Origin of the sequence: Aeromicrobium wangtongii (genome assembly GCF_024584515.1) — a bacterium.
In the GTDB taxonomy this organism is placed as follows: Bacteria; Actinomycetota; Actinomycetes; order Propionibacteriales; family Nocardioidaceae; genus Aeromicrobium; species Aeromicrobium wangtongii.
Genome location: NZ_CP102173.1, coordinates 3,109,724 through 3,123,187 on the forward strand (window position 1 = coordinate 3,109,724; position 13,464 = coordinate 3,123,187).

16 protein-coding genes, 3 tRNA genes and 2 pseudogenes are annotated in these 13,464 nt (G+C 68.8%); 3 read left to right on the forward strand and 18 right to left on the reverse strand.

Annotation, left to right across the window (positions count from 1 at the left end; all coding sequences use genetic code 11):
• Nucleotide 1: 1 nt before the first annotated feature.
• The 10 genes and pseudogenes from NQV15_RS15255 to NQV15_RS15300 all read right to left on the reverse strand — a co-directional run bounded on the left by NQV15_RS15255 (nucleotide 2) and on the right by NQV15_RS15300 (nucleotide 6,814).
• Nucleotides 2-778 (reverse strand): MlaE family ABC transporter permease, encoded by a 777-nt coding sequence (locus NQV15_RS15255; protein WP_249373246.1) that lies wholly within the window; start codon nucleotides 776-778, stop codon nucleotides 2-4.
• Nucleotides 779-800: 22 nt separating this feature from the next.
• The gene (locus tag NQV15_RS15260; protein WP_232400653.1) at nucleotides 801-1,754 is read right to left on the reverse strand and encodes an ABC transporter ATP-binding protein; all 954 of its coding nucleotides are present in this window, start codon (nucleotides 1,752-1,754) and stop codon (nucleotides 801-803) included.
• Nucleotides 1,755-2,052: 298 nt separating this feature from the next.
• Nucleotides 2,053-2,443 (reverse strand): annotated as a pseudogene (rplL, locus tag NQV15_RS15265) (50S ribosomal protein L7/L12).
• Nucleotides 2,444-2,500: 57 nt separating this feature from the next.
• Nucleotides 2,501-3,152 (reverse strand): annotated as a pseudogene (gene rplJ / locus NQV15_RS15270) (50S ribosomal protein L10).
• A gap of 250 nt (nucleotides 3,153-3,402) precedes the next feature.
• Nucleotides 3,403-4,209, reverse strand: a complete 807-nt coding sequence (locus NQV15_RS15275; protein WP_232400646.1) for a hypothetical protein — start codon at nucleotides 4,207-4,209, stop codon at nucleotides 3,403-3,405.
• 99 nt (nucleotides 4,210-4,308) lie between these two features.
• Nucleotides 4,309-5,022, reverse strand: coding sequence for a 50S ribosomal protein L1 (gene rplA, locus NQV15_RS15280; RefSeq protein ID WP_232400644.1), 714 nt, complete (start codon nucleotides 5,020-5,022; stop codon nucleotides 4,309-4,311).
• 88 nt (nucleotides 5,023-5,110) lie between these two features.
• Nucleotides 5,111-5,539 (reverse strand): 50S ribosomal protein L11, encoded by a 429-nt coding sequence (rplK, locus tag NQV15_RS15285; RefSeq protein WP_232400643.1) that lies wholly within the window; start codon nucleotides 5,537-5,539, stop codon nucleotides 5,111-5,113.
• 74 nt (nucleotides 5,540-5,613) lie between these two features.
• Nucleotides 5,614-6,453 (reverse strand): transcription termination/antitermination protein NusG, encoded by an 840-nt coding sequence (gene nusG, locus NQV15_RS15290; RefSeq protein ID WP_404801336.1) that lies wholly within the window; start codon nucleotides 6,451-6,453, stop codon nucleotides 5,614-5,616.
• Between the two features lie 15 nt (nucleotides 6,454-6,468).
• Nucleotides 6,469-6,690, reverse strand: a complete 222-nt coding sequence (gene secE / locus NQV15_RS15295; RefSeq protein WP_232400621.1) for a preprotein translocase subunit SecE — start codon at nucleotides 6,688-6,690, stop codon at nucleotides 6,469-6,471.
• Nucleotides 6,691-6,741: 51 nt separating this feature from the next.
• Nucleotides 6,742-6,814: transfer RNA gene (locus NQV15_RS15300), tRNA-Trp, on the reverse strand.
• A gap of 181 nt (nucleotides 6,815-6,995) precedes the next feature.
• Here NQV15_RS15300 and NQV15_RS15305 point away from each other — a divergent pair.
• Nucleotides 6,996-8,063, forward strand: a complete 1,068-nt coding sequence (locus tag NQV15_RS15305) for an adenosine deaminase (protein WP_232400619.1) — start codon at nucleotides 6,996-6,998, stop codon at nucleotides 8,061-8,063.
• Entirely contained in the window at nucleotides 8,060-8,392 is a 333-nt protein-coding gene (locus NQV15_RS15310; RefSeq protein ID WP_232400617.1) for a hypothetical protein, read from the forward strand. Before NQV15_RS15305 ends, NQV15_RS15310 begins: the two co-directional genes overlap by 4 nt.
• 3 nt (nucleotides 8,393-8,395) lie before the next feature.
• On the opposite strand, the gene NQV15_RS15315 is transcribed toward NQV15_RS15310, so the two are convergent.
• The 4 genes from NQV15_RS15315 to NQV15_RS15330 form a co-directional block, all read right to left on the reverse strand.
• Complete coding sequence (locus NQV15_RS15315; RefSeq protein ID WP_404801311.1) at nucleotides 8,396-9,415, reverse strand: UDP-N-acetylmuramate dehydrogenase; 1,020 nt, start codon at nucleotides 9,413-9,415, stop codon at nucleotides 8,396-8,398.
• 88 nt (nucleotides 9,416-9,503) lie between these two features.
• Nucleotides 9,504-9,674 (reverse strand): 50S ribosomal protein L33, encoded by a 171-nt coding sequence (gene rpmG, locus NQV15_RS15320; RefSeq protein WP_232400614.1) that lies wholly within the window; start codon nucleotides 9,672-9,674, stop codon nucleotides 9,504-9,506.
• A gap of 55 nt (nucleotides 9,675-9,729) precedes the next feature.
• Nucleotides 9,730-9,803 (reverse strand) — tRNA-Met (locus tag NQV15_RS15325).
• A 53-nt stretch (nucleotides 9,804-9,856) separates the two neighbouring features.
• Nucleotides 9,857-9,929, reverse strand: a tRNA-Thr gene (locus NQV15_RS15330).
• 73 nt (nucleotides 9,930-10,002) lie between these two features.
• On the opposite strand from NQV15_RS15330, the gene NQV15_RS15335 reads away from it, so the two are divergent.
• Nucleotides 10,003-10,539 (forward strand): hypothetical protein, encoded by a 537-nt coding sequence (locus tag NQV15_RS15335; RefSeq protein ID WP_232400611.1) that lies wholly within the window; start codon nucleotides 10,003-10,005, stop codon nucleotides 10,537-10,539.
• Here NQV15_RS15335 and NQV15_RS15340 read toward each other — a convergent pair.
• From NQV15_RS15340 to NQV15_RS15355, 4 genes are read right to left on the reverse strand one after another with little or no spacing between them, the layout of a single operon-like run.
• Entirely contained in the window at nucleotides 10,487-11,512 is a 1,026-nt protein-coding gene (locus NQV15_RS15340; protein ID WP_232400609.1) for a quinone-dependent dihydroorotate dehydrogenase, read from the reverse strand. The two genes, NQV15_RS15335 and NQV15_RS15340, sit on opposite strands and share 53 nt — an antisense overlap.
• A 32-nt stretch (nucleotides 11,513-11,544) precedes the next feature.
• Nucleotides 11,545-11,700: a hypothetical protein gene (locus NQV15_RS15345; RefSeq protein WP_232400604.1), complete on the reverse strand. Its 156-nt coding sequence runs from the start codon at nucleotides 11,698-11,700 to the stop codon at nucleotides 11,545-11,547.
• Nucleotides 11,697-13,226, reverse strand: coding sequence for an FAD-dependent oxidoreductase (locus NQV15_RS15350; protein WP_232400603.1), 1,530 nt, complete (start codon nucleotides 13,224-13,226; stop codon nucleotides 11,697-11,699). The genes NQV15_RS15345 and NQV15_RS15350 overlap by 4 nt, the downstream gene beginning before the upstream one ends.
• Nucleotides 13,210-13,422, reverse strand: coding sequence for a hypothetical protein (locus NQV15_RS15355; protein WP_232400600.1), 213 nt, complete (start codon nucleotides 13,420-13,422; stop codon nucleotides 13,210-13,212). Before NQV15_RS15355 ends, NQV15_RS15350 begins: the two co-directional genes overlap by 17 nt.
• Nucleotides 13,423-13,464 lie beyond the last annotated feature (42 nt).

Here is a 13,464-nt window from a genome sequence, read left to right on the forward strand (position 1 = left end):
CTCACATCCCCTTGGGCGGCACGAGCTGGATGTACACAGCCGTGAGCACGAAGTTGACGATGAACAGCAAGGTGAAGGTGATGACCACGGCCTCGTTGACCGCGTCACCGACGCCCTTCGGGCCGCCCTTCGCGTTCATGCCCTTGTAGGACGCGACGATCGCGGCGAGGAAGCCGAAGATCAGGGCCTTGATCATGCCCTGGTAGAGATCGGGGAGCTGGGCCAGCGCGGAGAAGGACGACACATAGGCGCCGGGCGTCCCGTCCTGCAGCACGACGTTGAACACGTAGCCGCCGATGACGCCGACGACCGTGACCAGACCGTTCAGGAACAGCGCGACGAGCATGCAGGCCAGGACACGCGGGACGACCAGACGCTGGATCGGGTCGATGCCCAGCACCATCATCGCGTCGAGCTCCTCGCGGATGCGCCGCGCGCCGAAGTCGGCGGCGATCGCCGAGCCGGCGGCTCCGGCGATCAGCAGGGCCGTGGCGATGGGACCGGCCTGCTGGACGACGGCCAGCACCGCGGCCGAGCCCGTGAAGGACTGCGCGCCGAACTGCTTGATCAGGCCGCCGGTCTGCAGGGCGATGACCGCGCCGAACGGAATCGCGACGAAGGCCGTGGGGACGATCGTGACCTTCACGATGAACCAGGCCTGGACCAGGAACTCCTTGAGCTGGAACGGCCGGCGGAACAACGCCACCATGACGTCCAGGGCGAAGGCGAACAGATTGCCGGCCACCCGTGCGGGGCCGGTGATGACGGCTGCGCTCACAGCGTCCCCCCTGCTGCGCCGCTCATGCCGAGAGTGCCTGTTCGGCGTTGGGCTCGAAGGAACCGGGAGGCGGCACGACGCCGTTCTCGCGGCACCAGGCGCCGGGCTCGCGCTGTCCGCGGCGGGGGCGGCCGTCGGAGGTCTCCAGCTGCACCGGCACGGGCGGCAGCGGCGGCATCGCGATGCCCTGCTCGGCGGCCAGCTCGTCGGCGTCCTTCTCCTCGGACATGCCGATCGGCCCGACGGTCTGGGCGTTGAGGAACTGCGCGACGACCGGCTCCTCAGACGTCAGCAGCATCTCGCGGGGCCCGAACATCGCCAGGTGCTTGTGGTACAGCAGGCCGATGTTGTCCGGCACCCTGCGGGCGGTGTTGATGTCGTGCGTCACGATCAGGAACGTCGCGTCGATCTGCGCGTTCAGGTCGATGAACAGCTGGTTGATGTAGGAGGTGCGGACCGGGTCGAGGCCGGAGTCGGGCTCGTCGATCAGCAGGATCTCCGGGTCCATGACCAGCGCGCGGGCCAGGCCGGCGCGCTTGCGCATCCCGCCGGAGATCTCGCCGGGCAGCTTGTGCTCGGCGCCCACCAGGCCGGTCAGCTCCATCTTGTCCATCACGATGTTGCGGATCTCGGACTCGGACTTGCGGGTGTGCTCGCGCAGCGGGAAGGCCACGTTGTCGTACAGGTCCATCGAGCCGAACATCGCGCCGTCCTGGAACAGCACCCCGAACAGCTTGCGGATCTCGTAGAGATCCTTCTCCTTGCAGTTGGCGATGTCGACGCCCTCGATCCACACATGGCCCGAGTTGGGCTTGAGCAGACCGATGAGGGTCTTGAGGAACACCGACTTGCCGGTGCCCGAGGGGCCGAGCATGACCGAGATCTCGCCGGCAGGGAGCGTCAGCGTGACGTCTTTCCAGATCAACGAGCTACCGAACTTCTTCGTCAGACCTTCGACGACGACTTCAACGCCCACGGATGGCCCCCCTCCTTGCTGACCGCGGCCTGTCGGCAGCTGCCGGCAGAACTCCCACTGTCACGACCGCTGTGACCGCGAACACAGACTCAACGAACAAGGCGAACCGAGGTTACGCCTGATCGTCCATCCATGTGACCGCCATGTAAACGACTGTGACCCAGAGAACATACCGTAGGTAACTCAGAGTGACAATCGCTACGCGGTGGCTTTCCCACAGAGCGGGAACGGCCCCGGACATGACGAAAGGGCGCCCCTTCCGAAGAAGGGACGCCCTGACGCGGGATTCAGCGACGAGTCACTTGACGGTGACGCTGGCGCCGGCGGCCTCGAGGGCCTCCTTGGCCTTGTCGGCAGCTTCCTTGTTGGCCTTCTCGAGGACGGGCTTCGGCGCACCCTCGACGAGGTCCTTGGCCTCCTTGAGTCCGAGACCGGTGATCGTACGAACTTCCTTGATGACCTGGATCTTCTTCTCTCCAGCGCCCTCGAGGATGACGTCGAACTCGTCCTGCTCGGCGGCGGCGTCGTCACCAGCGGCACCGCCGGCGGCGGGCGCGGCAGCGACGGCAACCGGGAGCGGCTGCGGTGACGTCGAACGTCTCCTCGAACTCCTTGACGAACTCGGAGAGCTCGATGAGGGTCATTTCCTTGAATGCGTCCAGCAGGTCGCTGGTGCTGAGCTTCGCCATGGTGGCGTCCTTCCGTTATGAGACCCCGAGGGGGTCCCGATTGGTTTAATCGGGCAGTCAGCCCTCGGTGGTCTCCGCGTCTGCGGAGTCGGCCTCGGCGGGTGCCTCGGCCGGAGTTTCAGTCGCCTCGTCGGCCGCGGGGGCCTCCTCGGCGGCGGCGACGGGCTCGGGGCCCGCAGCCAGGACCGACGGATCGCTCTCGGCCTTCGCCTGCAGGGCACCCAGAACGCGGGCGGCCTGCGAGAGCGGGGCTGCGAACAGCGACGCGGCGTTCGACAGGCTGGCCTTCATGCCACCTGCGAGCTTGGCGAGGAGGACCTCGCGCGACTCGAGGTCGGCCAGCTTGTTGATCTCCTCAGCGGAGAGGATCTTCCCGTCGAGGAAGCCTCCCTTGATGATGAGGGGGAGCGTTCGTCTTCGCGAAGTCACGCAGGCTCTTCGCAGCCAGCACCGGATCGCCCTTGATGAAGGCGATCGCGGTCGGACCGACGAGCAGCTCGTTGTCGAGCTCCACACCTGCGTCCTTGGCGGCGATCTTGGTCAGCGTGTTCTTGGCGACGGCATAGTTCACGTCCTCACCGAGCGAGCGGCGCAGTTCCTGCAGCTGCTTCACGGTGAGACCGCGGTACTCGGTGAGAACTGCGCCGCTGGACTCACGGAAATTGTCCGCGAGCGCTGCAACGGCGGCAATCTTTTCCGCGTTGGCCATGGGTCTCCTTCCAGCACATGGGTCGTCGTGACGAAGACTGCGACCCCATGTGCGAACACAGGCCCGACACGAAAAAACGTCCCGGGCACAGGGCCACGGGACGCGATCGAGCTGCATCTGAATTCGTGAACCTGCGCGGGCCGCCCCTTCGGGCGCTTCGGACAGCTCATGAGAGCTGCCTGCCAGCGGTCTTCGGCACCTTCAGGATAGAGCACGCAGGCGGCTCAACCAAATCGCGCTCTGCGGACGGTCAGGACCGACCCAGCCCGGCCAGGGGATCGGCGGTGACCTGGTCGTCCGGCGGCGGCTGGATGTCCACGGCGCTGCCCCACCGGGAGAAGTCCGCCGTGATGCTGGTGCCGGCGACCGTGGACGTGACGCGTCGCAGCAGGTCGTCCGAACCGATGTAGACGGTGTAGGTGATCGACTTCGGGAGGCCGGCCCCTGGAGCCTTCTCGGCGAGGCCGGGGATCGTGCCCGTGTCGAGCTTCAGCTCGTACGGCTGCGCCTGCACCCCGTCGATCGTCACGGGCGCTCCGGAGGGCCGCATCGACCGCACCGAGTCCTCGAGCTGCTTCAGCTGCTGCGATGGATCGATCTGGTCGGTGATCGCCGCCAGCCGGCGGGCGATCGGGTTGCTGGTGTCGTCCAGCGCGATGCGGATGTACTTGCCGTCGCTCATGGCGCCCGGGTTCACGAACAGGACCCGGTCCGCCAGGACCATCGACGTCGAGCCGAGACCCAGCATGCCCAGGTCCGCCGTCATGGCCATCGAGGTGTCGGCGGCAGTCTCGCCGAGCGAGACATCGCCCTCGGCGGTGATGGACTGCCCGTTCGCCTCGATCTTCATCGACACGTGGCTGGTGCGGGCATCGTCCTGCGCATCGGCGACCGTGCGGAAGAACGCTGCCTGCTGCATTCCGGCGGACGCGTCACCTGCGGCACTCGAGCCGGAGAACCGTTCGGTGCCCGGTGCGTCCGCGCCACAGGCGGCGACGCCCAGCACCAGGACCGCGGTCGACGCGGCGATGGCCAGCTGCTTGCGACGGGGGTGCATGCCGCCAGCATAACCCCGGCAGCACAGGGTCCCGGAGATCACGAGAACGGCCCGGCACCGACGCTGGGCGTCAGGACCGGGCCGTTGGTGGAGCTGTGATCAGCTCTCGTCAGCCGCGTAGTTCTTGGTGCGGTTCGGATCGACCGGGATGCCGGGACCGTTCGTCGTGGAGACGGTGATCTTCTTGACGTAGCGACCCTTCGAGCTGGCCGGCTTGATGCGCAGGATCTCGTCGAGCGCAGCGCCGTAGTTCTCGGCGAGCTGCTCGGCCGAGAACGAGGCCTTGCCGATCACGAAGTGCAGGTTCGCGTGACGATCGACGCGGAACTCGATCTTTCCACCCTTGATGTCGCCGACGGCCTTGGCGACGTCGGGGGTGACGGTGCCGGTCTTCGGGTTGGGCATCAGGTTGCGGGGGCCGAGGACGCGTCCGAGGCGGCCGACCTTGCCCATCATGTCGGGCGTCGCGACGACGGCGTCGAAGTCGAGCCATCCTCCGTTGACCTTGTCGACCAGCTCGTCGGCACCGACGAAGTCGGCGCCGGCCTCACGAGCGGCATCGGCGTTGGCGCCGGTGGCGAAGACCAGGACCCGTGCGGTCTTGCCCGTGCCGTGCGGGAGGTTGACGGTGCCGCGCACCATCTGATCGGCCTTGCGGGGGTCGACGCCGAGGCGGACGGAGACGTCCACGGTCGAGTCGTACTTCTTGCTACCCGACTCCTTGGCCAGCGTCGTGGCCTGCAGGGGCGTGTAGAGGTTGTCCTTGTCGATCTTCTCGGCGACCTCGCGGTACGCCTTGCTGTGCTGTGCCATCTCTGGTCTTCCTTACTGTGTATGAACCAGTCGTGGTCTGAACGGGCCCAGCCGGCCCTGCCACTAGTGGTGATGTGTGAGGTGGTGCTCAGTCCGTCGTGACGCCCATGGAGCGTGCGGTGCCCTCGACGATCTTCATCGCGGCGTCGATGTCGGTCGCGTTGAGGTCAGGCAGCTTGGTCGTGGCGATCTCGCGGATCTGGTCCTTGGTGATCTTGCCGACCTTGTCCGTGTGCGGGACAGCCGAACCCTTCTGCAGGCCGGCGGCCTTCTTGATCAGCTCGGCCGCGGGCGGCGTCTTGGTGACGAAGCTGAAGGTGCGGTCCTCGTAGATCGTGATCTCGACGGGGACGACGTTTCCACGCATGGCTTCCGTGGCCGAGTTGTAGGCCTTGCAGAACTCCATGATGTTGACGCCGTGCGGGCCGAGCGCGGTACCGACGGGCGGTGCCGGGTTGGCCATACCGGCCTGCAGCTGCACCTTGACGATGGCTGCGACTTTCTTCTTGGGAGGCATTTCTCGGGTCCTTTTGGTGATTGTTGCGGTAGGTGCGGGGCTTCTGTTGGGTCAGCCGCCGCGGCCGGGGTGGCTCAGACCTTCTGGATCTGGGTGAAGCTGAGCTCGACCGGGGTCTCGCGACCGAAGATCTCCACGAGGGCCTTGACCCTCTGCGCGTCGACGTTGATCTCCGTGATGGTCGCGTGCAGCGTGGCGAACGGTCCATCGACGACCATGACGGAGTCACCGACGGTGAAGTCGGAGAACTCGACCTTGGCGGCCTTCGTCTGCTGCTGGTCGGGGGCGTTGGCCGCGGTTGCGACCTCGGCCTCCACTGCCGGGGCGAGCATGCTCTCGACCTCGGCAAGACTGAGGGGGACGGGCTGGTGGGAGTTGCCCACGAATCCCGTGACCGACGGGGTGTGGCGCACGACGCCCCACGACTCGTCGGTGAGGTCCATGCGGACCAGGACGTAGCCGGGGAGGACGGTGCGCTTGACGAGCTTGCGCTGACCGTTCTTGATCTCGGCGACCTCCTCGGTCGGCACGACGACCTCGAAGATGTAGTCCTCGGCGTTGAGCGAGGTGACCCGGTTCTCCAGGTTCGACTTCACCCGCTTCTCCATGCCGGAGTAGGTGTGGACGACGTACCAGTCGCCGATCTGGTTGTGCAGACGATCCTTGAACTCCTGCAGCGCGTCGACGACGGGCTCGGCGTCCTCGTCGTCCGAGGACTCGTCCGCGGCCTCCTCCTCGGAGGACTCGATCGCCTCGTCGTCCTGGACGACCGGCTCGGCGTCCTCGGTCGCGTCGGCGACGTCGGTCTCCTCGATGGGCGCGTCGAGCTCAGCCGCCGGGACGTCCGACGAATCGTCGGCGTCGACGTTCTCTTCGTAACCTTGAGTCACAGTGATCCTTTGGCCGTGCAAAATTTGGGGCGAGTCCGCTTACGCGAAGATCTTGAACGAGGCCTGGCCGAACCCGTAGTCGAGTCCCGCGACGATGGCCATCATGACGAGCACGAACACGAGGACGACCCAGAAGTAGTTGATGACCTGGGGGCGGGTCGGCCAGACGACCTTGCGGAGCTCGGCGATGACCTGGCGGTAGAACGTGATCGGCGAGGTGCGCTTGCCGGACGTGCCAGCCAGCTCGTGACGATCGCTCACGTGGTGCTCCTTGGTCAGTCTTCGTGGTCAGTTCTGTGTTGTCGTGTGTCGCAGGGCACGAGGGACTTGAACCCCCAACCTTCGGTTTTGGAGACCGATGCTCTACCAGTTGAGCTAGTGCCCTTCAGCTTTCATCCTCGGCGTCACGGCCGCTCATGGGCATGACGATTGAGGGTGAATTTTCACCGGTGGGTCCAGTGTACGTGGTCGGCCCCGGCCGAGTCGAACCGAGTAGGGGCAGGGGCCACCTCGCCGGTGGCCGGACGCGGCCGGCGGCAGGGGCTGGCAGGATGGTGAGGGTGTCGATGACCGGAACCGATGAGCCTCCTGTCACGCCGGCGCGCGTGCGATCCATCCCCGCGCTGCCCAAGGCACACCTGCACCTGCACTTCACCGGGTCCATGCGGCACAGCACCCTGCTGGAGCTGGCCGAGCGCGACGGCATCCACCTGCCCACCTCGTTGACCGACGAGTGGCCGCCCGAGCTCAGCACGATGGACGAGAAGGGCTGGTTCCGGTTCCAGCGCCTGTACGACGTGGCCCGTTCGGTGCTGCGCACCGAGGACGATGTGCGTCGCCTGGTGCTGGAGGCGGCGCTCGACGACGCCGCCGACGGCTCGGTCTGGACCGAGATCCAGGTCGACCCCTCGGGCTACGGTGCCCGCTTCGGCGGCATCACCGCCTTCACCGACCTGGTCATCGACGCGGTGCGCGAAGCAAGCGAGCGGGCCGGCATCGGGATGGGCCTGGTCGTGGCCGCGAACCGCACGAGGCACCCGCTGGACGCGCGCACCCTGGCCCGTCTCGCGGCCCAGTACGCGGGCCGCGGGGTCATCGGATTCGGGCTGTCCAACGACGAGCGCCGCGGCGACACCGCGAGCTTCGCCCATGCCTTCTCCATCGCCGAGCGCGCCGGGCTCGCGCTGGTCCCGCACGGCGGGGAGCTGCGCGGGCCCGAGCACATCACGCAGTGCCTGGACCACCTGCACCCGAGCCGCCTCGGTCACGGCGTCCGCGCCGCCGAGAGCGAGGCAGTGCTGGGACGGATCGCCGACACCGGTGTCGCGCTCGAGGTCTGCCCGACGTCCAATGTCTCCCTCGGGGTCTACGCGACGTTCGAGGAGGTGCCGGTGCGCCAGCTGGTCGCTGCGGGCATCGACGTGGCCCTGGGGGCCGACGACCCGCTGCTGTTCGGCTCCCGGCTCGCCGGGCAGTACAACGTGCTGCGGGCCGCCCAGGACATGAGCGATGCGGAGCTGGCCGAGCTGGCCCGGATGTCGGTGCGCCGCTCCTACGCACCCTCCGACCTGGTCAGTGACGCCGTCGCGGGCATCGACGCCTGGCTGGCCTCCCCGCCGCCGGACGCACCATGACGACCGCCCACCCGGGATTCGCCCCGACGGCGCCGCCCAAGGCGCCCGGCGCGAGCCTGTCGCTGGTGCTCGGCATCATCTCGGTCGCCGGCCTGTTCGTGCTCGTCGTCCCCGTGTTCCTGGCGCCACTGGCCTGGTACCACGGGGTCGCCGCGGGACGCCGGGTCGAGCGCGAGCCGGATCGCTGGTCGGGTCGTGGCGAGGCGCGCGCCGGAGCGGTGCTGGGCATGATCGGCTCCGCCCTGGCACTGCTCGTGCTCGCCGCGCTCGCCCTGGCCGGTCTCGGCGTGCTGCTGGCATCGGCCCAGGGCTCCGGCTACCGCTCCTGAGCGCTAGAGCTCGCAGCCGACGAGCACCGGCTCGTTGACCAGCCTGATCCCATAGGCCCGTTCGACGCCGTCGCGGACCTCACGGGCGAGGTCGAGGAGCTGGGTCGTCGTGGCGCCGCCGCGATTGGTCAGCGCGAGCGTGTGCTTGGTCGACAGCGACACCGATGCGGAGCCGTGACCCTTGGCGAAGCCGGCGTGGTCGATGAGCCAGGCCGCGCTGGTCTTGACCGAGCCGTCGGGCTGCTCGAAGCGGGGCGCCTCGGGAGGCAGGGCGGCGGCCTGCTCCGGTGTCAGGATCGGGTTGGTGAAGAACGAGCCCGCGCTCCAGGTGTCGTGATCGGCCGCATCCAGGACCATGCCCTTGCCGCGGCGCAGGGCCAGCACCGCCTCGCGCACGTCCCGCAGGGGTGCGCGCTCCCCCACCCCGACGCCCAGCGTCCGGGCGAGCTCGGCGTACGCGACCGGCGCCCCGAGGTCGCCGAGCGCCAGCTGGAAGGTGACCGACAGGACGACGTGGCGCTGGGGCTCGGCCTTGAACCGGCTGTGCCGGTACGCGAACTCGCAGTCGGCTGCCGCGTACGTGCGGATACGACGGTCGTAGCGGTCGTACGTGCGCACCGAGGCGATCGTCTGGGCCACGTCCTGCCCGTACGCACCGACGTTCTGGATCGGGGTGGCGCCGGTGGACCCGGGGATGCCGGACAGCGCCTCGACGCCGACCCAGCCCTCGGTGACCGCGCGGGCCACGAGGTCGTCCCAGGGCTCGCCGGCCGCCACGGTGACCATGGCCCCACTGCACGCATCGGCGTCGACCGTGACGCCGCGGTTCAGGACCCGCACCACCGTGGCGTCCACGCCGTGGTCGCCGACCACCAGGTTGCTGCCACCGCCGACCAGCAGCACCGGGTCGCCGGCCTCGTCGGCGATCCGGACGATGTCGACGAGGTGCTCCTCGGTCGTGGCGTCGATCACGGCGCGAGCCGGGCCGCCGAGGCGAAGGGTCGTCAGCTCGGCGAGGTCCACGGGAATGACGCTACTAGGTGCTGACGCGGCAACGACGAAAGCCCCCGCCTGCCGAGGCAGGGGAGGCTTTCGCACGGACGGCGAGGGGTCAGCGCGTCTCGCGGTGCAGCGTGTGACGCTTGTCGCGAGGGCAGAACTTCTTCAGATCCATGCGATCGGGATCGTTGCGACGGTTCTTCTTCGTGATGTAGTTGCGTTCCTTGCACTCGGTGCAGGCCAAGGTGATCTTGGGGCGAACGTCTGAGCTCTTGCTGGCCACGAGGGTGCCTCTTCTTGATCGGGTGTAGCTGATGTCTTGCCGGTCTGTCGTGCGGTAGCTGGGGCGGGACTCGAACCCGCGACCCCACGATTATGAGTCGTGTGCTCTAACCACCTGAGCTACCCAGCCACGGGCGGGAGTTTCCTCCCGCCCACAGGACTCCTCGAGTGCTGAGAGTCCAGAGCCCCTTTACGGAATCGAACCGTAGACCTTTTCCTTACCATGGAAACGCTCTGCCGACTGAGCTAAAGGGGCAAGCCGACAAGCAAAGATACCCGGTCCCTCCTCGAAAGGTGAAATCGGGGTCCCCTCGTGCAGGATGGCGTCCATGACTTCTCGGCATCCCAGCGGTTTTCGGTTCAGCGACGAGTTCATCAAGCGGTGGACGAACCGCTTGGTGATCGCGATCTTCGCGATCGGGGGCATCGGGATCGGGCTGAGCGCGGCCACCGAGATCGACGGCTCACCCGACTGGCTCGGGACGGTCGCGGCGATCGTCCTGATCGGCGGCGTCGTCGGGCCGCTGCTGGCGGCCGCGGTGCTCGGCGGGGAGTCGATCAGGCGCGGCGGCGGGCTCGTCGGCGTCCTGCTCGTGGGCGGCCTCGGCGCGGGCGGCGCCGGCCAGGTCATCGACCGGCCGTGGCTGACCTGGTGCGGCGCGGCGGCGGTCGCGCTCAGCGTCATCGGTTTCTGGGCCATGGGCTGGATCGCGAAGGTGCCGATGTACATCGGGTTGCCGTGGGCGCACGGCGACGTCGTCCAGCGCGACGACAGCGCGCCGAAGGATCTGTTCGGTGGGGACGACCCGCGGCTCAGGCCGAGGCGGCCGCGAGGCGGCTCGGCCAGCCGGGGCCCTCGTAGATGAAGCCGGTGTAGCCCTGGACGAGATCGGCACCAGCGGCCAGCCGGGCCCGGACGTCATCGGGCGTCGTGACGCCGCCGACCGAGATGATCGCCAGCCGGTCGCCGACCCGCTCCCGCAGCCGGACCAGCACCTCGGTCGCCCGCTCGGCCAGGACCGGGCCGGACAGCCCACCGGCTCCGGCCGCCTCGATGACGGCACGATCGGTCCGCAACGTGTCCGGCCGGGCGATCGTGGTGTTCGTCGCACTGATGCCGTCCAGGCCCAGCTCGAGGGCCAGATCGGCCACCGCGTCGACATCGTCGTCGGCCAGGTCCGGCGCGATCTTGACCAGCAGGGGCACCCGGCCGCCCGGATTGCGGTCGGCGACCTCCTTGACCGCGCTCAGCAGCGGGCGCAGCTCGTCGACGGCCTGCAGGTCCCGCAGGCCCGGCGTGTTCGGCGATGACACGTTGACGACCAGGTAGCTCGCATACGGCACCAGGAGGCGGGCGCTCTCGACGTAGTCGGCCACGGCGTCCTGCGCGGGCGTGACCTTGGTCTTGCCGATGTTGACGCCGATGACGGCATCGCGTCCGGCATTCGTGCGGCGGAGCCGGTGCAGGCGGGAGGCGCACTCGGCTGCCCCGTCGTTGTTGAAGCCCATGCGGTTGATGATCGCGCGGTCGTCGACCAGGCGGAACAGCCGCGGGCGCGGGTTGCCCGGTTGCGGGCGGGCCGTCACGGTGCCGATCTCGACGTGCCCGAAACCGAGGGCCAGCAGCCCGGGGACGGCCTTGGCGTTCTTGTCGAAGCCCGCGGCCAGGCCGAATGCGTTGGGGAACTCGATGCCCATCACGGTGCGCGGAGCCCGGGTCTGCGGGAAGACGATGCGGGTGGCGAACCGCCCGGCCCGGATCGCGGCGAAGGCGCGTTCGTGCGCCTTCTCTGGATCCATCGACAGGAAGACGGCATCGAAGAACGCGCGGTAGACCACGTTTGCAGCGTATCGCGGCCTCGAGCGGAGGGTCAGGGCCGAGGCGCCGGGCCGTCGCCCTCAGGCGGGTTCTGCTCCACCTCGTGCTCGGGATCGGGGGCCAGGCCCGGGTCGAGATCGGGCTCTTGGCGCTCGATGGGGTCGGCGGGATTGGTGCCGCCCGGCCGGGGGTCCGGCGGCCGGGTCATGACTGCTCCTGCGCCGTCGGCGCCGGCGACTCGTCGAGCCGGGTCAGCGGACGGACCGCCGGCCCCTCGATGACCGTCCCGTCGGGCGCGAAGCGGGAGGCGTGCAGCGGGCAGTCCCACGTGCGCTCGTTGTCGTTCCACTCCAGCACCCCGCCCAGGTGGGTGCAGATCGCCCGGACGGCGCACGTCGTGCCGTCGACGGTCGAGACGCCCACCGGGACGACTCCACGGCGTCCGACGATCCCCTCCCCCTCTGCGGGCTCCGCCGGGGCGGGCTTCAGCTCGGCGGAGACGGCGGACACAGCCGCGGCGGCACCCACCTTGGCGTTGATCGAGGCGACGTGGAAGGCGCCGGAGGGCCCTGTCACGCGCCGGGACATCGTCTTCTGCCACGACGGCGCCTGGTCGAGGATCTCCGCGGAGATGCTGCGTCCGGCCATGACGCCGGCGGCCATGCCCCACTTGTCGAATCCGGTCGCCACGTAGATGCGCCCGCCGCCACGCGGCATGGGCCCGATGTACGGCACCGAGTCGTGCGAGCGATAGTCCTGGGCCGACCAGGTGTGCGTCTCGGTCGCCCCCGGGAAGTGCACGGCGGTCCAGGCCCGCAGCTCGTCGACGTGGGCGCGCTCGGAGGACGTGCGACCCACCGAGTGCCCGCTGCCGCCGATCACCAGCTTGCCGCCGGGGGCGTCGCGCACCGAGCGGCTCGGAGAACCGGCCGACAGGTACATCCCGTGCGGGACCACGACGTCGGGGGCATCGAAGGCCAGGGCGTACGACCGCATCGGCTCCAGCTTGGCGAAGTACAGTCCCCGATCCAGGATCGGCGTACCGGTTGCCAGCACCACGTGATCGGCGTCGAGGCTCGTGCCGTCCTCCAGCCGGACGACGCGACGGCCGCGGTGCGTGACGCCGACGACGCGGTGCCCCTGGTGCACCGATCCGCCGTGGGCGCGGATCTGGTCGACGAGCGCCGAGAGCAGGTCCATGGGGTCGATCTGCGCCTGGTCGGGCAGGACGACGCCGCCGAACTGCGGGAACGGGACGTCCAGCTCACGCACTGCGTAGGTGTCGAGCCCGACCGTGCGGCTGGCCTGCAGCTCGTCGTCCAGCGTCGAGCGCTGCTCCGGCGACGATGCGTACGTCACGGCATCGCGCACCTGGTACGGCACGCCGTGGTCGTCGCAGAAGCGCAGCATCCACTGCTGGCCCTCCAGGTTGCCCTCGACGTACGCGCGGGCGACCTGCTTGGACTGGTACCGCAGCATGCGCGAGTACTTCGTGCCCTGCAGCAGCGAGACCTTCGCGGTGGTGTGACCGCTGGCCAGCGAGCCGACGACCCCGGCGTCCAGGACCACGACCCGCCGCCCGGCGCGGGCCAGCAGCAGCGCCGTGGTCAGACCCGTGATGCCGGCGCCCACGACGATGTCGTCCACCACGGCGCCCTGGGGCAGGGGCTCGTCCGCGATGGGCTCCGGTCGGTCCTGCCACAACGACGTCCCGCGGCTAGAGCTTGGCTTCATCGATGTCGTCCCCTGCCTTGTCGCGGATGATGGTCTGCAGCATCGCGCTGACCGCCCCGATCACGGCGAGCCCGAAGGCGGCGTAGACCCATCCGTCGGCGAGCGTGCCGGCCTGCGTCAGGACGATGCCGACGATGCCGATCACCACGAGCAGCAGCGACACGCTCATCCCCAGCACCCAGCGCCGGTTCAGCACGTGGCGCTGTCGTCTGCGAGTTCTGCGACTTCTGCGTTGTGC